This is a genomic window from Salipiger sp. CCB-MM3 (assembly GCF_001687105.1).
Taxonomy (GTDB): Bacteria; Pseudomonadota; Alphaproteobacteria; order Rhodobacterales; family Rhodobacteraceae; genus Salipiger.
In genome coordinates this window covers 571,684-593,335 of sequence record NZ_CP014595.1, presented here as the reverse complement: position 1 = coordinate 593,335, position 21,652 = coordinate 571,684, and the positions used below count along the sequence as shown (strand labels likewise).

Here is a 21,652-nt window from a genome sequence, read left to right as displayed (position 1 = left end):
GAGGAGATCCCATGAGCGATATCAAAGGCAGCCTCGACACCGCCCGGTTCGACGCCATCCCCGAAACCGCGCTCGCATGGCACCGCGCCGGGCGCCGCGCCGCGCTGGCGACGGTGATCGAGACATGGGGCTCGGCACCACGCCGCACCGGCGCGCAGCTGGCTATTTCGGGAGATGGTGAAATAGAGGGTTCGGTCTCGGGTGGCTGCGTCGAAGGCGCGGTGATCGTCGAGGCGCTGGAGGCGCTGGACGAAGGCAAGCCGCGCGAGCTGGAATTTGGCGTGTCGGATCAGGATGCCTTTGCCGTCGGCCTCGCCTGCGGCGGCACCATCCGCGTGCTGGTCGAGCCGGTGGGCGACGTCCTGCCCGAGGCGCTGCTGGCAGAGCTTTGCACCGCGCGCGCGGCGCGGACTCCTGTGGCCTATGTGGTGGACTTGGACAGTCAGGTCCGGCAGCTGGCCTATGACGGGCATGAAACGGCCTTCCGCATGGACCGCTCGGGATTTGCCGAGGAGAGCCGAACCTTCGTCGCCATCCACAACCCGCCGCTGCGGCTGCTGGTGGTGGGCGCGGTGCATATCGCGCAGGCGCTGCTGCCCATGGCGCGCATCGCGGCCTATGATCCGGTGCTGATCGATCCGCGCGGCGCCTTCGGGTCCGAAGCGCGCTTTCCCGGCGAGACCATCCTCGACGACTGGCCCGATGAGGCAGTCAGCAAGCTCGGCCTCGACAGCCGCACCGCGCTGGTGCTGCTGACCCATGACCCCAAGCTCGACGATCCCGCGCTCGAGGCGGCGCTGCGCAGCAAGGTCTTCTACATCGGCGCGCTCGGCTCCACCCGCACCCATGCCAAGCGCGTGGCAAGGCTCGGCGAGGCCGGGTTCAGCGAGGCGGAGATCGCGCTGATCCACGGCCCTATCGGCCTCGACATAGGCGCTTCCGGCCCGGCGGAAATCGCTGTTTCGATCATTGCCGAAATGACCCGCGTGCTGAGGAAGGGCGCGTGAAATTTGGCCCGGTGCCCCTCGGCGAGGCCGCAGGCGCGGTGCTCGCCCATGCAGTGGCGCTGCCGCAGGGGCGGCTCAGGAAGGGGCATATTCTGACGGAGGGCGACCTCTCGCGGCTGCGCGCGGCGGGGCAAAACGAGGTGATCGTCGCAAGGCTCGGGCCGGATGATGTGCCCGAGGATATCGCTGCGCAGCGGCTGGCCGAGGCATTGCTGCCCGCGCCGGAGGCGGCGGGGCTCAAGCTGGGTCCGGCGACCACCGGGCGGGTCAACCTTCACGCGGTCGGACCGGGGGTGATCGAGGTGGATGCGGCGCGGATCGACGCGGTCAACGCGGTGCACCCGATGATCACCGTGGCCACCCTGCGACCGTGGCAGCGCTGCGCCGCGCGCGCCATGGTGGCGACGGTGAAGATCATTTCCTACGCCGTGCCCGAGGCGGCGCTGGCAGAGGCCTGCGCGGCGGCGCAGGGCGGCGCGCTGCGCCTGCATGCGCCCGTCGCCCGCAGCGCCACGCTGATCGAAACAAGCGTCGGCAGCGATCCGGGCGACAAGGGGCGCCGCGCCACCCGCGCCCGGCTCGACCGCTTCGGCACCGAGCTTGGGCCGCGCGTGCAGGTGCCGCATCGGGCGGAGCCTTTGGCCGAGGCGATAAGCGCGGCATCGGGGGACATGGTGCTGATCCTTACCGGCTCGGCCACCTCTGATCTGCATGACGTGGCGCCCGAGGCGCTGCGCCGCGCGGGCGGCGAGGTGACGCATTTCGGCATGCCGGTCGATCCGGGCAATCTGCTGTTCTACGGCCAGCACATGGGGCGCCCGGTGATCGGCCTGCCGGGCTGCGCCCGCTCGCCCGCGCTCAACGGTGCGGACTGGGTGCTTGAGCGGTTGATCTGCGGCGTGCCGGTCAGCCCTTCCGAGATCGCCGCCATGGGCGTCGGTGGCCTGCTCAAAGAGCCGCCCTCCCGCCCGCGCCCCCGCGAGGGCTAATGCCTCCGCGCCCTTGCTTCCTCTTGGCGAAAATATCCCGGGGGAGGGCGCCGCAGGCGCACGGGGGCAGCGCCCCCAAAAAACGCAAAGTGGCAGCGCCCTCAAACGCGGCAAAAGGCAGCGCTCCCACACACGGCAATGGGGCAGCGCCCCGAAGAAACGCAATGGGGCAGCACCGCCAAACACGGCATAGGGCCGTGCCCCAAAAAAAGCAAAACCCGCCGGCGGCAGCGCGGCGGGTTTGTACAATAAGCACGCGAAATACCGTGCTTGGCCGTTGGCCTTATTTGGTGATCGGACCGATCATCATGACCATCTGACGGCCTTCCATCTTGGGCATGTTCTCGACCTTGCCCACTTCCTTGACGTCCTCGGACACTCGCTCGAGCAGTTCGCGGCCAAGGTTCTGGTGCGCCATCTCGCGGCCACGGAAGCGCAGGGTGATCTTCACCTTGTCGCCGCCTTCGAGGAACTTCAGCACGTTGCGCATCTTGACGTCATAGTCATGCGTATCGGTGCCGGGGCGGAATTTAACTTCCTTGACCTCGATGGTCTTCTGCTTCTTCCGCGCCTCGCTCTCACGCTTCTGCTGTTCGTATTTGAACTTGCCGAAGTCCATGATCTTGCAAACGGGCGGTTTGGCGTTCGGCGAGATCTCGACGAGATCGAGACCGGCCTCTTCGGCCATTTCCATCGCGCGCGCAGGGGTCTGCACACCGAGGTTCTCGCCTTCGGCGCCGATCAGGCGGATTTCGGGAGCCCGGATGCGATCGTTGACGCGGGGGCCGGTGTCGCGCGTCGGGGGCGCGTTGTGAGGTCTGCGAGCTATGGTTTTCGTCCTTTGTTGCCATATCTGGTAGGCGCGCAAAGTAGTGCTGCGATCCGCTTGTTTCAAGCGGCAAATGGCCGAATGCGTCGCTTGACGAGCCTCAACTTGCCGATCTTGGGGGCTTTGGCCCGCGACCAAGGCGCTTGGGTGCTGGTCATGGCAGGGTGACTACCTATGTCACACGCACGCGACACTGGAGATATCTGAGATGAAACAAGCGATTCTGATCGTCGGGGCCGTGCTGATCCTGATCATCGTGGTCTTCGGCATGGGGCAGGACGACGTGCCGATGAGCGACGAGACCGCCGAGCCGGATACGATGCAGGAGGCTCTGGAAGACGCCGGGAATGAGGCCGATCAGTTGGCGGATGAAGCGCAGCAAGAAGCGGCGGAGGCCAGCGACACCTTGAACGATGTGGCCGATGAGGCGGCAGCCTCGGGACGCGAGGCGCTCGACAAGGCGGGCGAGGCGGCGGACAGCGCGATGGATGCGGTGTCGGATGCGGCGGGCAAGGCGGCGGAAACCGCAGAGGGCGCCGCGGCGGCGGTGGCCGAAGGCGCGCGCGAGGCGATGGACAGCGCATCCGAGGCGGCGGGCAATGCCGCCGACAGCCTGCGCGACGCCGCCGACAGCGCCATGGCCTCGGCCGAAGGCGCGATGGAGAATGCAGATCGCGCGCTCGAGGGGGCCGGCGACAGCGCGGCAGAGGTTGCCGCGATGAGCGATGAGGACCTGCGCGAGCTCTTCACCGTGGACGGTTTCGACTACGACAAGGCCGAGGCCTACATCGACCAGTCCGACCTTGGGTTCGCGGCGAAAGAGGCGACCAAATCGGCACTGGCGGCGGTGCGGGACGCGCCCGAGCAACTGGCCCCGGTGCTCGAAGAAGCGCGCGAACGGCTCGGCCTCTGAGCGCTTTGATGCGCGGTCCCTATGCTGGCCGCTGAGGCTGACCTGAGAGGGTGGCACAAAAAACGACATCCCCGCGTCAAGAAATTCTGGCGCGGGGGTGATCCGACCGGTTAAATGCTGCGTACTCCTGATCGTTTCGCGCATGCGCGCGCCAAGCCGGATCGACCTTGATGACGAGCCAAAAGACCCCTGTGCTGCTGCGCAACCTCGCCCTTTTGATGTCGCTGGTGGCGCTGGCGCTTGTGACCAGCGTGCTGCTTGGCTGGCTGTCGCATATCGAGGTTCTGGTGCGCTCCGGGCCCGACAGGGCCGCCATGGTGCCCAGCACCGCCATTTCCCTCGCCCTGCTGTTCTGCGGTCTGGCCGTTGCGGCAAGCGGGCGCGAGACCTCTGGCCGGGTTCTCGCCTGCGCTGCGGGCGCAGCAGTGGTGGCGCTGACCAATACGCTTGTGGTGAGTTTCGGGGCCGAGGGGCTCGACGCGCTGCTGGCGAAACGGCCGATGCACGATCGCATGTCTCCGGGCACGGTCACCGGCCTGCTCATCGGTGCGGCGGGACTTGCGGGGCTTGCGCTGCCGTCGCTCCGCCGGGCGGAACTGCCGCTTCTGGCCGCGCTCTCGGGGCTGACCGGGATCACCGCTGTTTTTATGGTTCACAACTTTCAGCCCGGCACGGTGATGGCGCTGAGCTTCTTTGAAGGCATGTCCATTTACACGGCGCTCAGCCTGCTGGGCGTGTTCGGGGGGCTGCTGATGCTTGGTCTGGCACCGTCATCCTCGGCGACCCTCGCGCAGCTCAATCAGGACTGACCTGCGCCCGGCGGCGTTGTGCATCAGGTCACCAGCCCATCGTTTTTGAGACTGTCGATCTCGTCGGCGATGGCCTTTGCAAAGGCCTGACCCACCGCGCTCAGCGGCCTGTCGCGGGGCAGGAACTGCGCGATATCCCAGGTGATTTCCGGGATCAGCCGATGCGCCGAGACCTTCTCGGGGTCGATCAGCCGCAGCGCCACCGGATCGACAATCGCCACACCAACCCCGCGCTCCACCAGCCGCACCACGCCGTGCAGCGTGCGCAATTCGGCGGCGATGGTGCGGCGCACGTCAATCGTATCCATCATGTGATCGACGCGCTGGCGCAGCGGGCTGTCGGGCGAGAGGTCGATGAACCATTCCCTGCGCAGCCGGGGCAGGGGAATCTCTTCGACCGTGCCCAGAGGATGACCCTTCGGCATGATGCAGCGTGCCGTGCAATGGCCCAGCGGCAGCGCCTCGCCGCCGAAGGCATCGGCGTTGAGGGTGATTCCGAAGGCGAGGTCGCAGCGCTGCTCTGAAATCATCCGCAGCATCTCTGCCATGCCCACATCGACGATCTGAACCGTGGCCTGCGGGTGCGTCTCGCGAAATCTGCGCAGCGCATCGAGCAAGAAGGTGTCGCAAAAGACCGGCTGTGCGGCGATCACCAGATGCCCGACCTGACCATTGGCGATGGCCACCGCCTCCTGCTCGAGATCACGCAGCCCGGCGAGGTGGCGCACCACCGTCTGGTGAAAGCGAAAGGCCTCGGGGGTGGGGGCCAAGCGGTTGCGCTTGCGTAGGAAAAGCGCGAAGCCGACTTTCTCTTCGAGACCCGAGAGCAGCCGGCTGATCATCGGCTGGCTGGTCTCCATATGCTCGGCGGCCAGCTTCACACCGCCGAGGCGCATATAGGCGTCGAAGGCCTCCAGTTCCCGTATCTTGTACATGACCGCTCCCTCAGTATGCATTTTGTGCAACTATTCAGCATCTATTGTCAACAATCGCATACTGTGGATGGTGGCGCCGATCCAACAGTTCCGGGGCCTCCCCGGACCCTATGTGAGGTGAATAATGAAAAAGCTACTCGGATCGATCGCCCTTGCCGTGATCGCAGCAACCGGCCCCGCAGCGGCCCAGACCTACCCCGACCAAGCCGTGACGCTGGTGGTGCCTTACGGCCCCGGCGGCGCGTCGGACCTCGCTGGCCGCGCGCTGGCAGAGACCGCGCAGCCCTTCCTCGGCCAGCCGGTCACCGTGATGAACAAGCCCGGCGCTGGCGGCATGAACGGTGCGCGTTCGGTGTCGGAAGCCGACGCCGACGGTTATACGCTGCTGCTGGCTCGCGTCGGTATGGCGCTGTCGCCCGCCGTGACCCCCGGCAACGCCGTTCCGTGGGACGCCTACACCTTCCTTGGTGCGCTGGAAGCCACGCCGATGATCCTCGCCGTGCGCGGCGATGCGCCCTATGACAGCGTTGATGACCTGATCGCCGCGATCAAGGACAGCAACGGCCGCATGACCTATGCCGCCTCGGGTGCGACCGCCATCGACGGTTTCACCACGCAGGCGCTGCTGGCCGACAACGACCTCGACCCGCTGACCGCCGCGACCCTCGTGCCCTACAAAGGCGGCGGCGCACTGGCGACCGCTCTGCTCGGCGGTCACGTGGATTTCGTCGCCATGGCCGCAGCCTCGCTGATGCCGCACATCGAAAGCGGTGACATGAAGGCGCTGATGGTCTTCGCTCCCAAGCGCATGGACAGCCTGCCCGACGTCGCCACCGCGCAGGAGATGGGCTACGAGAAAGCCGGTCAGATCGCTGGCTGGAGCGCCCTTTACGGTCCCAAGGACCTGCCGGAAGACGTCGTCGCTAAGTGGGACGAAGTGCTGAGCCAGGTCGCCACCGACGAGAAGTGGCTCGACCTCGCGGCGCGCCGCGGCTCGATCTCGACCATCGGTGACGTCGACATGACCGACTACGCCAAGGGCCAGTATGAGCTGTTCCACGGTCTCGCTCAGGACTTCGGCTACCTGTCGAACTGAGCGTGCGGCGGGCCCGCGCCCGCGCCAGTGACGCTTAAGGCGCGGCCCCTTTTTGAGGGCCGCGCCACTCTCCTCCACCGGAGGACCCCATTCCCAGGAGCATCGCCATGTCCAAGCCCGTCCTGCGGGGGCTGGTAATTGCTGCTTTCTTCGCGCTTACCGCCTTCGCCCTGGTTCCCGTTTTCGTGCCTCGCCCCGCCTTCATCCCCGGCTTTGCCCCGCCGCCGGATATGTGGCCGCGCACCGTGTCGATCGCCGGTCTCGCGCTTGGCCTGCTGGCGTTGGTGCTGGCCTTTAGCCGTCCGCAGCCCGAGGATGAGCCGATCGAGACCGACGGCAGCAGTCGCGCCCGGATGATCGGGCGGTTTGCCGGCCTCGTGGTCGCCTTCGGCCTGTTTCTGGCGCTGCTGCCCTACGTCGGCTTTCTGGTCGCCACGATGGCGCTGACGCTGGCCATCGTGCTGATGACCGGCGAGCGCGGCCACAAGATCTGGATCGTCCTCCTGTGCTTCGGCGGCCCGATCCTCCTGACGCTGTTCTTCCATTCCGCGCTTGGCACGCAGTTCCCCAAGGGCGCGCTGACGAAGCCCTTCGGCTTCTGATCGGAGACCACAATGCTCAATGAAATCCTTTCGGCGCTGCAAGCGGTTGCCACCTTCCAGAACCTGCTGATCATGGTCGCGGGCATCTGGGGCGGGGTGATCGTCGGCGCGATCCCCGGCATGACCGGGACCATGGCGGTGACGCTGGCGCTGCCCTTCACCTTCTACATGGAGCCGGTGCCCTCGATCCTGCTGCTGGTCGCCCTCTACAAGGGCTCGACCTACGGCGGTTCGGTTTCGGCCATCCTGATCAAGACGCCGGGCACCGCCTCGGCGGCCTGCACCGCGCTCGACGGCTTCCCGCTGGCGCAGCAGGGCAAGGCGGGCAAGGCGCTGAACATGGCGCTTTATTCCTCGGTGATCGGTGACTTCCTGTCGAACCTCTCGCTGATCTTCTTTGCCGCGCCGCTGGCGGTTCTGGCGCTGCGCATCGGCCCGCCCGAGTTCTTCATGCTGATGCTTTTCGCGCTGACCACCGTTGCGGGCGTCTCGGGCAGTTCGCTGCTGCTCGGCCTCGTCTCGGCGGCGCTGGGTCTGCTGCTGGCGACCGTGGGCGAGGATATGTACGGCTCGTTCCGCTTTGCCTTCACCCCCGACATGCAGGCGGGTCTTTCGATCGCGCCGGTGCTGATCGGCCTCTTCGCGCTGCCCGAACTGATCAAGCTGGTCGTGATGCGCGCGGCCAAGAAGGAAGAGGCGGCCACGCTCGGCGCGCAGCATGTGACGCGCGAAGAGTTCATGGGCTCGCTGAAGACCATCCTCAAGGGTTCGGTGATCGGCTCTGTGCTGGGCGCCATTCCCGGCATCGGCCCGTCCTCGGCGGCCTTCTTCTCCTATGGCGAGGCGCAGCGCAGCTCCAAGAAGGGCGCGAACTTCGGCAAGGGCGAGCTGGAAGGCATCGCCGCCTCGGAGTCGGCCAACAACGGCGCCTGCGGCGCGACGATGATCCCGCTCTTGGCGCTTGGCGTGCCGGGCGACGTGATCACCGGCGTCATGCTCGGGGCCTTCATGATCCAGGGCCTCACCCCCGGACCGCTGCTGTTCCAGACCAACATCCACGAGGTTTACATGCTGCTGATCGGCATGCTGGTGTCCTCGGTGCTGCTGTTCTTCGCGGGCAAGGCGACCATGCGCATGTTCGCCAAGGTCTCGCACATCCCGCAGACCCTGCTGACGCCGCTGGTGCTGCTGCTGTGCATCTTCGGCATCTATTCGATCGCCTCGAGCACCTTCGACGTGGCCGTGCTGCTGGTGATGGGGCTGGTGGGCTTCGGTATGTTCCTGCTGAACATTCCCGCAGCGCCATTCCTGATCGCCTTCATCCTCGGCCCGATGCTGGAAGAGAACCTGCGCCGCGCGCTTGCCATCTCGCGCGGTGACCCGGCGGTGCTACTGTCGTCGCCGATCACATGGTTGTTTGCCGCGCTCATCGTGTTCGTCGTGTCCGTCACCGTGCGCCGCGAGTTCCAGAAAACAAAAACAGAAAGACGAGTTGCCCAATGACCCTGCAGAGCGAGACAACGCCCGCCCCTGACCGGCAGGCCAGCGCCGCGCAGCACCTCTCGGACCTGATCGGCTTCGATACGGTCTCCCGCAATGGGAACCGCGCGCTGATCGACCATATGGCAGACTACCTCCGCGCGCTCGGCGCGCGGATCACCATCCTGCCCGACGAGACCGGCACCAAGGCCAATCTCGTCGCGGCCTTCGGTCCCGAAGATGTGGCGGGGCTGGTCTGGTCCGGCCACACCGATGTGGTTCCCGCCGACGAGCCCGAGTGGCAGAGCGACCCCTTCACCGCCGAAGTGCGGGACGGCAAGCTCTACGGGCGCGGGGCCTGCGACATGAAGGGCTTTGCCGCCTGCGCCATGGCGGTCGCCCCCGAGCTTGCGGCGGCGCAGCTGACGCGCCCGGTCTATTTCTGCTTTTCCTATGACGAAGAGGTCGGCTGCCTCGGCGCTCCGGCGATCGCCAAGCATCTGGCGTCGCTGCCGGTGCCGCCAGAGTTCGCCATCATCGGCGAGCCCTCGATGATGGAACTGGTGACCGGCCAGAAGGGCAAGATCGCCATGCGCGCCCATGTCACCGGCACGTCGGGGCACTCGTCTTTTGTGCCCGAGCATGTGAACGCCATCGAATACGCCGCGCAGGCCATCGCGCGCATCTCCGAGCGCGGCAAGCGCTACGAGACCGAAGGCCCGTTCGACGCGGATTTCACCGTGCCGCATGCGACCATGCTGGCGACCATGGTAGAGGGCGGCGTGGCGACCAATGTCACCCCCGACAGCTGCAGCTTCACCTTCGAGCTGCGCTCGATCGCCGATATGGACCCCGAGGCCGACATGGCCGAGCTGCTGGCGCAGATCGAGGCCGAGGTGGGCGCGCCCATGGCCGAGAAAACGCCGGGCACCGGCATCCGCTTCGAACGCATCTTCGCCTATCCGGCGATGGGCGAGGCGCGCAACAGCGCCGGCTATGCCCGCTACGCGCGGCTGATGCCCGAGGCGTGGGGTGGCAAGGTCTCTTACGGCTCCGAAGGCGGGGTGTTCGAGCAGGTCGGCGGCATCCCGTCGGTCATCGTCGGCCCCGGCTCGATCGAGCAGGCGCATAAGCCCAACGAGTTCGTCGACCTCGCGCAGCTTGACCTCTGCGTGGACTTCCTGCGCGGCATCATCGCCGAGCTGTCGCAGAAGGCCGCCGCCTGAGGGTTTGAACTGGCCGCCGCGCGAGAGCCTTGCGCGGTGGTCCTCGGCATGGCCCGGGGTCTGCCCGGGTCCGGGGCCGGCGACGTCTTCACCTATCCCCGGCGTCGCCGGTCAGCCCCGGCAACCCTACAAAAGAAAACGCCTTCCGAAGTCTCCTTCGGAAGGCGTTCTTGTATCGCGGGCAGGGCGCTTCAGTCGAGGAAGGCCTTTTCCACCACGTAGTGCTTGGGGTCCGAGTTGGCGCCCTCTTCGAGGCCGTATTCCTCGAACATCTCCTTCAGCTCGAGGTTGAAGGCGAGGTTGCCGCAGATCATTGCGCGGTCGGTCTCGGGGTTCAGCGGCGCGACGCCAAGGTCGGCAAAGGCCTCGCCCGAGCGCATCAGGTCGGTGATGCGGCCCATCTTCGGGCTCTCTTCGCGGGTGGTCGTCGGGTAGTATTTGATCTTCTTCCAGAAGCCTTCGCCGATCAGCTCATTGAGCAGCTCGTCGGTTTTCAGGCTCTCGATCAGCGCGGCACCATACTCCAGCTCGCCCGCCTCGCGGCAGGTGTGGGTGATGATCACCTCGTCGTAATCCTCGTAGGTCTGCGGCTCGCGCAGCAGCGAGGCGAAGGGCGCAAAGCCGGTGCCGGTGGCGAAGAACCAGATGCGCTTGCCCGGCAGCAGTGCGTCATGCACCAGCGTGCCCACGGGCTTGGGGCGCAGGATCAGCTCGTCGCCGGGCTGGATGTGCTGCAGCTTTGAGGTGAGCGGGCCATCCTGCACCTTGATCGAGTAGAACTCCAGCTCTTCGTCCCAGCTGGGCGAGGCGATGGAATAGGCGCGCAGCAGCGGCTTTTGCTTGCCGGTCTTCGGGTCAGGATCGCCCATCAGGCCGATCATCACGAACTCGCCCGAGCGGAAGCGCAGGCTGGCGGGGCGGCTGACACGGAACGAGAAGAGCCGGTCGGTCCAATGCTTGACCTCGGTCACGGTCTGGGCGTCGGGGAGCACCATCTTCTTGGGCGCGTCGGCTTTCGCTGCGGAGGCTTCGGTCACGGGGGTCATCTCTGTCATGATCTCTCTCGCCGATCCTATAGGACCGGCCCCTTGGGTGTATCGTTGATGCAGATCAGGCGAAAGGCGGTTTAGCCGCGCACGCGGGACTGGTAGTCGTGTTTCCGCCAATCGGCGCGGAATTTCCACTCGTCCTCGGGCTGGCGCGCGGCCAGTTCGTCCGAGATCTCGACCTCGTCAAAGCCCGAACGGCGGGCCATGGCGTATTGGTCCGAGATCACATGGCCTGCGGCGCGCAGCGTGCCGGTGTAGCCGCGCAGCCGCAGCAGGCGGGCCAGCGTGAAGCCGCGGCCATCGGCAAAGCTGGGGAAGGCGATACGCACATGGATGGCGTTATGCGGCACTTCCAGCGTCGCAGGGTCGGTATCCGAGGGCAGGTCAACCACGGGAGTGTCCTGATCTGCCCAGCTGTCCGGGCCGAAGCCCGCGTCGGTGACGATGACGGTCATTGGCTCTGTCCTTCTCTCACGGCTTCGCCATTCACGAAATGGATGCCGCATTCAACTTTGTCTTCGCCGCGCCAGCGTCCGGCGCGGGGGTCCTCTCCGGGGGCGACCTTGCTGGTGCAGGGCGCGCAGCCGATGGACGGGTAGCCCTGCGCCACCAGCGGGTGCCGGGGCAGGCGGTTCTCGTCCATATAGGCACCGATGTCCTCGGGCGCCCAATGGGCCATGGGGTTCACCTTGATCCGCCCGGTCTCTTCTTCGAGCTCGAAGAACTCGAGGCCCGCGCGGGTCTTGGACTGATAGCGCTTGCGCCCGGTGATCCAGCCGTCGAAGCCCGCGAGGGCCTGCTCCAGCGGGAAGGTCTTGCGCAGGGCGCAGCAGGCGTCCTGATCGGAGAAGCGCAGGGCGCCATAGGGATCGCGCGACTGCAGCAGCGCCTCGTCGGTGCGGATCACCCGCACGTCCGACAGTCGCAGCCGCTCGGACACCTCGAGCTGATACTCCAGAGTCTCGGCAAACAGCAGCCGCGTGTCGATGAAGAGCACCGGGGTTGTCCGGTCCACCACCGCCACGAGGTGCAGCAGCGCCACCGATTCCGCCCCGAAGGACGAGACCATGGCGATACGCCCCGCTTCGGGATCGCGCAGAGCGCCCTCCAGCACCGCGGTCGCACCGTGGTGCCGGTAGCGCGCGTTCAGCGCGTCCACCCGGGCCTGACGCGCCGCCAGTTCCTCGGGCGGCAGCGCCGGGATGCCTCCGGCGGGAGTATTTGGGGAAAGATGAAGGGTCATCCGCTCCGCGCTTCCGTTAGGCCGCTTCGGCGTTCTTTTTGTCGGTCTCGTAGAGCGCTTCCTTGAAGGGCGCCATGCCGAGGCGGCGATAGGCCTGCAGGAAGGTCTCGTCGGCGCTCTCGCGGTTCTCGACGTAGGCGTCCACCAGCCGCTCGATTGCGGGCACGATTTCCTCATAGGAGAAGCCCGGACCGGTGCGCTCGCCGAGCGCGGCGGTCTCGGTGCCGTCGCCGCCGAGGGTGATCTGATAGGTTTCGACGCCGCCGCGATCCAGCCCGAGGATGCCGATATGGCCCACGTGGTGGTGGCCGCAGGCGTTGATGCAGCCCGAGATCTTGATCTTCAGATCGCCGATCTCATGCTCGGTCTTCAGCTCGTCGAAGCGGGTGGCGATCTGCGTTGCGATCGGGATCGAGCGCGCCGTGGCCAGCGCGCAGTAGTCCATGCCGGGGCAGGCGATGATATCGCTGATCTTGCCGATATTGGCGGTGGCAAGCCCATGCGCCTTCAGGATCTGGTGCAGCTGCGGCAGGTCCGACTTGTGCACATGCGGCAGGATCACGTTCTGCTCGTGGGAAATGCGCAGCTCGTCATGGCCGAAACGCTCGGCAAGGTCGGCCAGCACGCGCATCTGATCGGCAGAGGCGTCGCCCGGGGTCTGGCCATGGGCCTTCAGCGAGACCTGCACGATGGCATAGCCCGGCGCCTTATGCTCGGCGAGGTTGGTGTCGGCCCAAGAGCGGAACACCGGATCGGCGTCATAGGTCGCCGTGAAGTCGTCCTCGGGCGCATTGCGGAAGGCGGGCGGCTGGAAGCTTTGCGTGATCTCTTCGTAGAGCTCGAGGTCGGCGCCGTTGAAGGCTGCCTTGGTCTCGGCGAAACGCTCGGTCACGAGGCGCTGGATTTCCTCGATGCCATGCTCATGCACGGTGATCTTGATGCGCGCCTTATATTTGTTGTCGCGGCGGCCGAGCAGGTTCCAGACCGAGACGGTGGCCTCGACGAAGGGCAGCAGGTCTTCCTGCGCGACGAAGTCCGACAGCACCTTGCCGATCATCGGGGTCCGGCCGAGGCCGCCACCGACGAGCACGCGGTAGCCCTGCTTGCCATCTTTCTCGACGATCTCGATGCCGATGTCATGCGCCTTGATCACCGCGCGGTCGTTCGGCGCGCCGGTGACGGCGATCTTGAACTTGCGCGGCAGGAACTGGAACTCGGGGTGGTCGGTCGACCACTGGCGCAGCAGCTCGGCCACCGGGCGCGGGTCGGCGATCTCGTCGGCGGCGGCACCGGCGAAGTGGTCCGCGGTCACGTTGCGGATGGTGTTGCCCGAGGTCTGGATCGCGTGCAGGTTCACCTCGGCGAGCGCGTCGAGCATGTCCGGCACATCCGAAAGCTTCGGCCAGTTGTACTGGATGTTCTGACGGGTGGTGAAATGGCCGTAGCCCTTGTCCCACTTCTCGGCCAGCAGCGCGAGCTGGCGCATCTGCGCCGAGCTCAAGGTGCCATAGGGGATCGCCACGCGCAGCATGTAGGCGTGCAGCTGCAGGTAGAGACCGTTCATCAGGCGCAGCGGCTTGAATTCGTCTTCGGTGAGGTTGCCGGCGATGCGGCGCTCGACCTGGCCCCGGAACTGGCGGTTGCGTTCCTGGATGAAGGCGGTGTCGAACTCGGTATAGCGGTACATCTGGGTCTCCTGCGTCTGGCCTGGTCGCTGCGAAGGGGGAGGGGCGCCGGATCAGGCGTCGGCTTCGGCCTGCTTGCCGTGGAAATAGTTCGAGGGGCCGGTGCGGCGGAAATCCTCGCGGAAGTGCGTCGGCTCGGGCCCACCCGCGCCCGGCTTGACGTCGGCGAGGTAGACGCCAACCGTCTCCGAGGCGCGCGCCTGCGCGTCCAGAAGGCGGACCTGCGCGATGGCCTCATCGGTGATCACCTCGGCCTCGGCGAGATCGCGCACCCAGCTGTCATCGGCTGCGAGATAGATCACGTCGCCTTCGATCAGCGCGTTGGCGGTGATAACCTTGGGCGTGAAGGGCTTCGGCATCGGGGTACACTCCGGGAAGGGGTTTGTTGCCACCCAGTATAGAATTTTGTCCCCCATTGCGGCCAGTGGGGCGGAAATATAAGGACATCCGTTCCATCCTGTGGTTAAGCAGAGTGACGACGTTCCAAAGCAGGCAAAAGGGCGGAACAGCCATGGCGATCGACGAGACCGACCGGAAAATTCTTCTGGAACTGCAGGAGGACGCGGGCCGTTCGCTGGACGAAATTGCCCGCGCCGTGGGCTCTTCCAAGACCCCGGTGTGGAATCGCATCCGCAAAATGCGCGAGGCCGGGATCATCGGCCCGCAGGTGGTGATCCCCGATCCCGAGAAGCTGGGGTTCGAGGCCTGTTTCTTCGTGCTGATCCGCACCTCGGAGCATGAGGCCGACTGGCAGGCGAAATTCCTCAAAGCCCTGCGCGAGCGGCCCGAGGTGATGGAGGCGCATCGCCTCGCGGGGGAGATCGACTATATCCTCAAGGTGCGGGTGAAGAACGCCCGCGCCTATGATGTCTTCTATCAGGCGCTGATCTCGGAGGTGAAGGTCTACAACGTGACCGCGCTGCTCTCGATGGAAGAGATCAAGAACACCAACGCGCTGCCGCTCTGAGGAGGCGAGATGACCGACATGCCCGAGCCATCGAAACCGCAGGTGTCGATCACCTATTGCACCGGCTGCAACTGGCTGCTGCGCGCGGGCTGGATGGCGCAGGAACTGCTGCAGACCTTCGGCGAGGATCTTGGCGGTGTGACGCTGGTGCCCGGGTACGGCGGGGTCTACGAGGTCTCGGTGGACGGCACGCTGCTCTGGGAGCGCAAGCGCGATGGTGGCTTCCCCGAGCCCAAGGTGCTCAAGCAGCGGCTGCGCGACGTGATCGCGCCCGAGCGCGATCTTGGCTATTCCGACCGTGGGTCATGAAGTTTTTCCGACAGGCGTGACCTTGCGCCGCGCTGTGCTAGGTTTCGCTCCAGAACGCCCGAAGGGGCAGAAAGAGGAGACCCAAGAGATGATCAACAAGAGCGGATCCGCGAACTGGCAAGGTGGCCTGAAAGACGGCACCGGCACCGTCTCGACCGAGTCCGGCGTGCTGGACAAGCAGAACTACGGGTTCAACAAGCGTTTCGGCGACGAGGCGGGCACCAACCCCGAGGAGCTGATCGCCGCCGCCCACGCCAGCTGTTTTTCCATGGCGCTGAGCAACATCCTTGGTGACTACGATCTCAAGGCCGAGGACATCAGCACCGTCGCCACGGTGACGCTGGAGCAGGGGGACGGCGGCTTTACCGTGACCAAGAGCCACCTGAAGCTGACCGCCGTGATCCCCGGCGCGAGCGAAGAGACCTTCATGGAGGCGGCGAACAAGGCCAAGGCGGGCTGCCCGATCTCCAAGCTGCTCAATGCCGAGATCACCATGGATGCTTCGCTGGCCTGAGCGGGTGCAGCGCTGAGCGCAATCTTGAAGGGCGCGTCCTGCGGGAGGCGCCCTTTTCACATCCGGCGTGGCGCCTCTGGCACGCACCGGAGCGAGGGGCCAGCCCCTCGCGCTCCCCGGGATATTTTCGCCAAGAGGAAGAGCAGGGGGCTTCCTCTTGGCAAAAATATCCCCGCCGGAGGCAGGCCGATGCGTCGGGCCTGCGCGGATCATGGGCAAGGGCGCTCACGAAAAAGCCGCCCCGAGGGGCGGCTCCATCTGTCTCATAAAGGAGCGCGGCTCAGCTGGCGCGGCGCTGCTCGAAGCTGAGGGCGATGAACTCGGGCATGTGATCGCCCATGCCGACCACCGTGTTCTCACGCTCGCCGCGACGGCCGCGACCGCGCGACTTGTCGTTGCCGCGATCGCTGGAGCGGTCTCCGGAGCGCTCAGTGGGCTTCTCGTTGCGCGGCGCCTTTTCGGGCTTTGCCGCGGGCTGTTCGGCCTGCGTCTCGACCGGCGCTTCGGCGGCGGTGTCCACCGCTTCGACCGGGGTCTGTTTTTCAGGCTTATTGTCGGACTTGCGGCTGCGCGAGCGGCTGCGGCGTGCAGGCTTTTCGGCCTCGTCACTCGCCTCGGGGGCATCGGCGGCGCGCTTGCCTTTCAGCGGCGGATCGATACGCGGGATTTCCTTCTGGATCAGCGCCTCGACATCCTCGAAGTTCTTTTCGTCCTTCGGCACGACGATGGTGAAGGCCTTGCCCTCGCGACCGGCGCGACCGGTGCGGCCGATGCGGTGCACATAGTCCTCGGCGTGGCCGGGAACGTCGAAGTTGAACACATGGCTCACCGAAGGGACGTCGAGGCCGCGGGCGGCGACGTCGGAGGCGATGAGCAGGCGGATCGAACCGTCGCGGAAGCCGTCCAGCGTGCGCATGCGCTGCGACTGGTCCAGATCGCCGTGGATCGGCGCGGCGTTATAGCCGTATTTCTTCAGCGACTTGGCGACGATATCCACGTCGACCTTGCGGTTGCAAAAGATGATCGCATTGGTGCAGGCGTCGCCTTCCTTGTCGATCAGCGCGCGCAGCACGGCGCGCTTTTCCGACCCTTCGCGATCCTTGCGGGAGGCTTTGAAGAACACCGCGCCCTGTTCGATGGTCTCCGAGGCGGTGGCCTGACGGGCCACTTCGATGCGCTCGGGGCCCGAAAGGAAGGTATTGGTGATACGCTCGATCTCGGGCGCCATGGTGGCCGAGAAGAACAGCGTCTGTCGGGTGAAGGGCGTCAGCGAGAAGATGCGCTCGATGTCGGGGATGAAGCCCATGTCGAGCATCCGATCGGCCTCGTCGACCACCATGATCTGCACGCCGGTGAGCAGCAGCTTGCCGCGCTCGAAATGGTCGAGCAGGCGGCCAGGGGTGGCGATCAGCACGTCCACGCCCTTGTCGATCAGCTGTTCCTGCTCCTTGAACGAGACGCCGCCGATCAGCAGCGCCTTGGTCAGCTTCAGGTGCTTGGTGTAGGTGTCGAAGTTCTCGGCGACCTGCGCGGCCAGTTCCCGCGTCGGGCAGAGCACGAGGCTGCGCGGCATGCGGGCACGGGCCCGGCCACGCGCCAGCAGCGTGATCATAGGCAGCGTGAAGGACGCAGTCTTGCCGGTGCCGGTCTGGGCGATGCCCAGCACGTCGCGGCCCGCAAGCGCGGGAGGAATGGCGCCAGCCTGAATCGGGGTGGGCGTCTCGTAGCCCGCCTCTTCAATGGCCTTCAGCACCTTGGGGTTCAGGTTAAGATCAGTAAACTTGGTCATGTATGTCCGAATGTCATGCGGACACTGAACTTGGCCCGCGCGTCAGGAGAAGGGCCCGGATGGCCCGAGAAAACCGCCTTGATGCGGTCATGATGCGGGCTTGTACCGGAATCAGGCGGGAAAGGTCAATCTCGCTGGGATTTTCGCGCCCGAAACGGCGGTTTCGCGGGGATTTGAGGCAGCTACGCCACGGAATCGTGAAGGCAGTTGCTGCTCAAACGGGCGGATTGCCGCGAAGAGAGAGGCTCAAGGGCAAAGACTCACGGGCAGGGACTTAGCGGCGGCCTCTCGCCATGAAGGCGAGCCGCTCGAAGAGATGCACGTCTTGCTCGTTCTTCAGCAGCGCGCCGTGCAGTTTGGGCAGCGCATCGGTGCTGCCCGCGCGCAGATCGGCGTCGTCCAGATCCTCGGCCAGCAGCAGCTTCAGCCAGTCCAGCACCTCGGAGGTGGAGGGCTTCTTCTTCAGGCCCGGCTGCTCGCGCAACTGGTAGAACTGGCTCAGCGCCTCGGTCAGCAGCGCCGGCTTGATGCCGGGGTGGTGGACCTCGACGATGCGGCGCAGCGTGTCGTCATCGGGAAAGCGGATGTAGTGAAAGAAACAGCGGCGCAGGAAGGCGTCGGGCAGTTCCTTCTCGTTGTTCGAGGTGATGATGACGATCGGGCGCTGACGCGCCTGCACGGTCTCGCCGGTCTCGTAGACGTGGAACTCCATGCGGTCGAGTTCCTGCAGCAGATCGTTCGGGAACTCGATGTCGGCCTTGTCGATCTCGTCGATCAACAGCACCACCTTTCCCGCGGCCTCGAAGGCCTGCCAGAGCTTGCCGCGCCGAATGTAATTGCCGACGTCATGCACCCTTTCGTCGCCAAGCTGGCTGTCGCGCAGGCGGCTGACCGCATCGTACTCGTAAAGCCCCTGCTGCGCGCGCGTGGTGGATTTGATGCTCCATTCGATCATCGGCAGGTTCAGCGCGCTCGCCACCTGCCGGGCCAGTTCGGTCTTGCCGGTGCCGGGCTCGCCTTTCACCAGCAGCGGCCGTTCGAGCGTGATCGCCGCATTGACCGCCATGGTCAGATCCTCGGTGGCCACATAGGCCTCGGTGCCTTGGAAATTCAGGCTCATCACGCATTCCTCCGCTGCTCTAGGGGAAGGGATAGAGGGCGCGATTGCACGGTTCAAGCGGGGTTTCGAGGGGGCCAGAGAGGGCGCTGTTACGTGATGGTTACAAATTAGGCACCTGCCGAAGTTTCGTTCGCGACCTATCCTATTGTGTAGTGACATCGGGGGGGGCTTGGGATAACAGCAGCCTCGCAAGGGGTGCCGGAGCCGGTCAGGAATTCCTCGACCGGACGCCGGTTTTGAAGAGGGAGCAGAAATGAAGCCCGAGACTTTTCTGCCCGACGATTACCGTCCGGCTGAAGACGAACCTTTCATGAACGAGCGTCAGACGGAGTATTTCCGCCGTAAGCTGCTCGCATGGAAAAATGACATTCTCGCCGAAAGCCGCGATACGATCGAAGCGCTGCAGGAAGCCACGCGGAACATTCCCGACGTGACCGATCGCGCCAGCGAAGAGACCGATCGCGCGCTGGAACTGCGTACGCGGGACCGTCAGCGCAAGCTGGTGGCCAAGATCGATGCGGCGCTGCGCCGCCTCGACGAGGGCGAGTATGGCTATTGCGATGTGACCGGCGAGCCGATCAGCCTGAAGCGGCTGGACGCACGCCCGATCGCGACCATGAGCCTCGAGGCGCAAGAGCGTCACGAGCGCCGCGAGAAGGTCCACCGCGACGACTAAGCCATCGCCGCCGGCACCACGTCGGCGGGGCCAAAGGCTTGACAAGACAAGACGCCGGGGCCAATGGCTCCGGCGTTTTGATTTTTGCCCAATTCGGAGGCACGTGGTGCCAGCTAAGTCAGTGACGATCATCGGTGGAGGGATCGGCGGGTTCGCTGCGGCGCTGGCGCTGCGCCAGCGCGGCTGCGATGTGCGGGTGCTGGAGCAGGCCGAGGCGATTTCCGAAGTGGGCGCGGGGCTGCAGATCAGCCCCAACGGGCTGCGCGTGCTCGAGGCGCTGGGTGTGGGCGAGGCGCTGCGCGCCGGCGCCTGCCGGGGCACCGCCGTGTCGCTGCGCGATCACCGCGCCGGGCGCGAGGTGCTGCGGCTCGATCTGACCCGGCTGCCCGAGGGGCAGAGCTATCACTTCGTGCATCGTGCCGATCTTATCGCGCTGTTGTCGCAGGCGGCGCGCGAGGCTGGGGTGCAGGTCCGTCTGTTGCAGAAGGTGGCCGCCGTGCGGCCCGGCGCGCCGGTGCGCATCGAGATGGCCAATGGAGATTCCTGTTCGGCTGATCTGGTGATCGGTGCCGACGGTTTGCATTCGGTGGTGCGCAGCGCGCTCAACGGGGTCGTGGCGCCCTTCTTTACCGGGCAGGTGGCGTGGCGCGCGGTGGTGCCGAACCTTTGCGGCCACCCGCCCGAGGCGCGGGTGCACATGGGGCCGGGGCGGCATGTTGTCAGCTATCCGCTGCGCGGCGGCGAGAAGGTCAATCTGGTAGCGGTTGAAGAGCGCCGGAAGTGGACCGAAGAGGGGTGGTCGCAGCATGACGATGCCGCGAACCTGCGCGCCGCCTTTGCTGGCTTCGGGGGCGATGTGGCAAAGCTTCTTGCCGCGGTCGAGCGTCCGGGGCTCTGGGGTCTCTTCCGCCATCCGGTCGCGCGGCATTGGCATGGGCAGGGCGTTGCGATCCTCGGCGACGCGGCGCATCCGACACTGCCGTTCATGGCGCAGGGGGCGAATATGGCGCTCGAGGATGCATGGGCGCTGGCCGCCTGTCTAACCTCCGGCACCGATATGGACGCGGCGCTGTCCCGCTATCAGGAGCTGCGGCGCGAACGCTGCGTCAAGATCGTCGAGGCGGCCAATGGCAACGCATGGAAATACCATCTGAGCAACCCGCTGATCCGCGGCGTTGCGCATATGGGGATGGGGATGCTGGGACGGCTCGCGCCTGCAAAGATGCTGGGCCAGTTCGATTGGATCTACGGCTACGACGTGACCAAGGCGGTCTGAGCGCGGCTCACTCGTCCAGCCATGTGACCTCGGTGCCGTAAAGCGGCACGGTGGAAATCGCCAGCTTGGCCGACCCGTCGGTCAGTTCGGCGGCATGGGCGAGGTAGATCAGTGTCTGGTTCTTCTCGTCGTAGATGCGTTTCACCCGCAGCGATTTGAGGATGATCGAGCGCGAGGTGCGGAACACGTCCTCGCCATCCTTGTCGCGGTCGATGTCGCCGATCTCGATCGGGCCGGTCTGGCGGCAGGCGATCGAGGCGTTCGACGGGTCTTCGAACCAATTGCCCTTCGACAGACGGTCGAACATGCCGCGGTCGAAATAGGCGATGTGGCAGGTGACGCCTTTCACTTTCGGGTCGGCAACGGCTTCGATCTCGATGTCGTTGCCGACCCAGTCCACGCCCACCTCGCCGACCTGTTCAGCAGCCGCCATAGAGGGCAGCAGGCACAAGAGGGTGAGAAGGGCGCGTTTCATGGGGATTCTCCGGTCTGCGGTTTACGAGAAGACCACCCGGCCATGCTCGCCTACGTCGGGCGTGTCATCCGACATTTGCGACTTGGCGATCTCGTAAAGGAAGCTCGCGCCGCCATTGCTGACCCAGACCTCGCCGTCCTTCGGCGTCATCTTGACCAGACGCACCGAGTCGTCCTCGCGGCCGTTTTTGAACCACGCACCGGCGACGACGCTCCAGATTTCGTCGAGCTTCTCTTCGTCGTCCGAGATGGTGAGCGTGCCGAAGATATTGGCGTAGAGGTGCGATTTGGGGTCGGCCACATGGAAGGAGGCCTCGCCGCCGCTCTTGGCGGCACGATCCGCAGCCGAGCCTTTGGCGGTGATGAACCAGATGGCGTTTTCCTCGGGATCGGCGTTCGGCGACATGGGCACCGGGCGCTCGCCGTCGGCGGCCAGCAGGCCCGCGCGCACGTTCTTCATGTTTTTCCAGAAGTCGGCTTTCAGGTCGGTGATATGATCCTTGGGCATATCGTCTCTCCTTATCTGCTGTGTCACCGCGTCAACGCGCGGTCCTATGGGCCGTTCCGTATGATCACGGCAGGGTGACGCGCCTTTGCTGTTGACGCCCGGCGGGCAGAGAGCTTAGATATGAACAACTGTTCAATAACTGCCAGGGGAGGGGCGG

The 21,652-nt window shown here is 65.7% G+C and carries 24 protein-coding genes; 13 read left to right on the top strand and 11 right to left on the bottom strand.

All coding sequences use genetic code 11. The features are described 5' to 3' along the window. Positions 1–11 precede the first annotated feature (11 nt). Together AYJ57_RS02890 and AYJ57_RS02885 are read left to right on the top strand one after the other, a co-directional pair. On the top strand, positions 12–1,007 hold the full coding sequence (locus AYJ57_RS02890; protein WP_066100936.1) for an XdhC family protein: 996 nt from the start codon (positions 12–14) through the stop codon (positions 1,005–1,007). Beyond that, positions 1,004–1,996, top strand: coding sequence for a molybdopterin-binding protein (locus AYJ57_RS02885; protein WP_066100933.1), 993 nt, complete (start codon positions 1,004–1,006; stop codon positions 1,994–1,996). Before AYJ57_RS02890 ends, AYJ57_RS02885 begins: the two co-directional genes overlap by 4 nt. Positions 1,997–2,279: 283 nt before the next feature. On the opposite strand, the gene infC is transcribed toward AYJ57_RS02885, so the two are convergent. Beyond that, positions 2,280–2,864: a translation initiation factor IF-3 gene (gene infC / locus AYJ57_RS02880; protein WP_442974730.1), complete on the bottom strand. Its 585-nt coding sequence runs from the start codon at positions 2,862–2,864 to the stop codon at positions 2,280–2,282. A gap of 169 nt (positions 2,865–3,033) precedes the next feature. Between infC and AYJ57_RS02875 the strand changes: the two genes are divergently transcribed. Then, complete coding sequence (locus AYJ57_RS02875; RefSeq protein ID WP_066100930.1) at positions 3,034–3,738, top strand: hypothetical protein; 705 nt, start codon at positions 3,034–3,036, stop codon at positions 3,736–3,738. Positions 3,739–3,908: 170 nt separating this feature from the next. Continuing rightward, positions 3,909–4,547, top strand: coding sequence for a hypothetical protein (locus tag AYJ57_RS02870; RefSeq protein WP_066100927.1), 639 nt, complete (start codon positions 3,909–3,911; stop codon positions 4,545–4,547). 23 nt (positions 4,548–4,570) lie between these two features. Here AYJ57_RS02870 and AYJ57_RS02865 read toward each other — a convergent pair whose 3' ends face one another. Then, positions 4,571–5,482 carry a LysR family transcriptional regulator gene (locus AYJ57_RS02865; RefSeq protein ID WP_066100926.1) on the bottom strand — a complete coding sequence of 304 codons (912 nt, stop codon included), beginning with the start codon at positions 5,480–5,482 and terminating at the stop codon, positions 4,571–4,573. 124 nt (positions 5,483–5,606) lie between these two features. Between AYJ57_RS02865 and AYJ57_RS02860 the strand changes: the two genes are divergently transcribed. The 4 genes from AYJ57_RS02860 to argE all read left to right on the top strand — a co-directional run bounded on the left by AYJ57_RS02860 (position 5,607) and on the right by argE (position 9,885). Next, positions 5,607–6,578: a Bug family tripartite tricarboxylate transporter substrate binding protein gene (locus AYJ57_RS02860; protein ID WP_066100922.1), complete on the top strand. Its 972-nt coding sequence runs from the start codon at positions 5,607–5,609 to the stop codon at positions 6,576–6,578. A 107-nt stretch (positions 6,579–6,685) separates the two neighbouring features. Then, a complete protein-coding gene (locus AYJ57_RS02855; protein WP_066100919.1) occupies positions 6,686–7,180 on the top strand; it encodes a tripartite tricarboxylate transporter TctB family protein in 495 nt (164 codons plus the stop codon). A 12-nt stretch (positions 7,181–7,192) separates the two neighbouring features. Beyond that, entirely contained in the window at positions 7,193–8,683 is a 1,491-nt protein-coding gene (locus AYJ57_RS02850) for a tripartite tricarboxylate transporter permease (protein WP_066100916.1), read from the top strand. Further along, positions 8,680–9,885: an acetylornithine deacetylase gene (argE, locus tag AYJ57_RS02845; RefSeq protein ID WP_066100913.1), complete on the top strand. Its 1,206-nt coding sequence runs from the start codon at positions 8,680–8,682 to the stop codon at positions 9,883–9,885. Before AYJ57_RS02850 ends, argE begins: the two co-directional genes overlap by 4 nt. Before the next feature lie 191 nt (positions 9,886–10,076). On the opposite strand, the gene AYJ57_RS02840 is transcribed toward argE, so the two are convergent. The 5 genes from AYJ57_RS02840 to AYJ57_RS02820 all read right to left on the bottom strand — a co-directional run bounded on the left by AYJ57_RS02840 (position 10,077) and on the right by AYJ57_RS02820 (position 14,221). Beyond that, positions 10,077–10,940: a ferredoxin--NADP reductase gene (locus AYJ57_RS02840; RefSeq protein ID WP_066100910.1), complete on the bottom strand. Its 864-nt coding sequence runs from the start codon at positions 10,938–10,940 to the stop codon at positions 10,077–10,079. A gap of 71 nt (positions 10,941–11,011) precedes the next feature. Next, positions 11,012–11,389, bottom strand: coding sequence for a DUF934 domain-containing protein (locus AYJ57_RS02835; RefSeq protein WP_066100907.1), 378 nt, complete (start codon positions 11,387–11,389; stop codon positions 11,012–11,014). After that, positions 11,386–12,177 carry a phosphoadenylyl-sulfate reductase gene (locus tag AYJ57_RS02830; protein WP_083191130.1) on the bottom strand — a complete coding sequence of 264 codons (792 nt, stop codon included), beginning with the start codon at positions 12,175–12,177 and terminating at the stop codon, positions 11,386–11,388. The genes AYJ57_RS02835 and AYJ57_RS02830 overlap by 4 nt, the downstream gene beginning before the upstream one ends. Positions 12,178–12,193: 16 nt before the next feature. Continuing rightward, positions 12,194–13,864: a nitrite/sulfite reductase gene (locus tag AYJ57_RS02825; RefSeq protein WP_066100904.1), complete on the bottom strand. Its 1,671-nt coding sequence runs from the start codon at positions 13,862–13,864 to the stop codon at positions 12,194–12,196. A gap of 51 nt (positions 13,865–13,915) precedes the next feature. Next, positions 13,916–14,221, bottom strand: a complete 306-nt coding sequence (locus tag AYJ57_RS02820) for a DUF2849 domain-containing protein (RefSeq protein WP_066100900.1) — start codon at positions 14,219–14,221, stop codon at positions 13,916–13,918. Between the two features lie 152 nt (positions 14,222–14,373). Here AYJ57_RS02820 and AYJ57_RS02815 point away from each other — a divergent pair, with 152 nt between their 5' ends. From AYJ57_RS02815 to AYJ57_RS02805, 3 genes are all read left to right on the top strand, one after another. Then, positions 14,374–14,829, top strand: a complete 456-nt coding sequence (locus tag AYJ57_RS02815; RefSeq protein ID WP_066100897.1) for an Lrp/AsnC family transcriptional regulator — start codon at positions 14,374–14,376, stop codon at positions 14,827–14,829. Positions 14,830–14,847: 18 nt separating this feature from the next. After that, positions 14,848–15,138: a SelT/SelW/SelH family protein gene (locus tag AYJ57_RS02810; protein ID WP_157374110.1), complete on the top strand. Its 291-nt coding sequence runs from the start codon at positions 14,848–14,850 to the stop codon at positions 15,136–15,138. An 88-nt stretch (positions 15,139–15,226) separates the two neighbouring features. Next, a complete protein-coding gene (locus tag AYJ57_RS02805; RefSeq protein WP_157373931.1) occupies positions 15,227–15,652 on the top strand; it encodes an OsmC family protein in 426 nt (141 codons plus the stop codon). 280 nt (positions 15,653–15,932) lie between these two features. Here the strand turns inward: AYJ57_RS02805 and AYJ57_RS02800 are convergent, their stop codons facing one another. Further along, a complete protein-coding gene (locus AYJ57_RS02800) occupies positions 15,933–17,441 on the bottom strand; it encodes a DEAD/DEAH box helicase (RefSeq protein WP_066100893.1) in 1,509 nt (502 codons plus the stop codon). A gap of 274 nt (positions 17,442–17,715) precedes the next feature. Then, complete coding sequence (locus AYJ57_RS02795; protein ID WP_066106571.1) at positions 17,716–18,555, bottom strand: AAA family ATPase; 840 nt, start codon at positions 18,553–18,555, stop codon at positions 17,716–17,718. Positions 18,556–18,814: 259 nt separating this feature from the next. On the opposite strand from AYJ57_RS02795, the gene dksA reads away from it, so the two are divergent. Beyond that, positions 18,815–19,237 carry an RNA polymerase-binding protein DksA gene (gene dksA / locus AYJ57_RS02790; RefSeq protein WP_066100890.1) on the top strand — a complete coding sequence of 141 codons (423 nt, stop codon included), beginning with the start codon at positions 18,815–18,817 and terminating at the stop codon, positions 19,235–19,237. A 106-nt stretch (positions 19,238–19,343) separates the two neighbouring features. Continuing rightward, positions 19,344–20,513, top strand: coding sequence for an FAD-dependent monooxygenase (locus tag AYJ57_RS02785; protein WP_237220185.1), 1,170 nt, complete (start codon positions 19,344–19,346; stop codon positions 20,511–20,513). 7 nt (positions 20,514–20,520) lie between these two features. On the opposite strand, the gene AYJ57_RS02780 is transcribed toward AYJ57_RS02785, so the two are convergent. Both AYJ57_RS02780 and AYJ57_RS02775 read right to left on the bottom strand, forming a co-directional pair. Then, complete coding sequence (locus AYJ57_RS02780) at positions 20,521–20,988, bottom strand: CreA family protein (RefSeq protein ID WP_066100886.1); 468 nt, start codon at positions 20,986–20,988, stop codon at positions 20,521–20,523. A gap of 21 nt (positions 20,989–21,009) precedes the next feature. Then, positions 21,010–21,495 carry a pyridoxamine 5'-phosphate oxidase family protein gene (locus tag AYJ57_RS02775; RefSeq protein ID WP_066100882.1) on the bottom strand — a complete coding sequence of 162 codons (486 nt, stop codon included), beginning with the start codon at positions 21,493–21,495 and terminating at the stop codon, positions 21,010–21,012. Between the last annotated feature and the right edge of the window lie 157 nt (positions 21,496–21,652).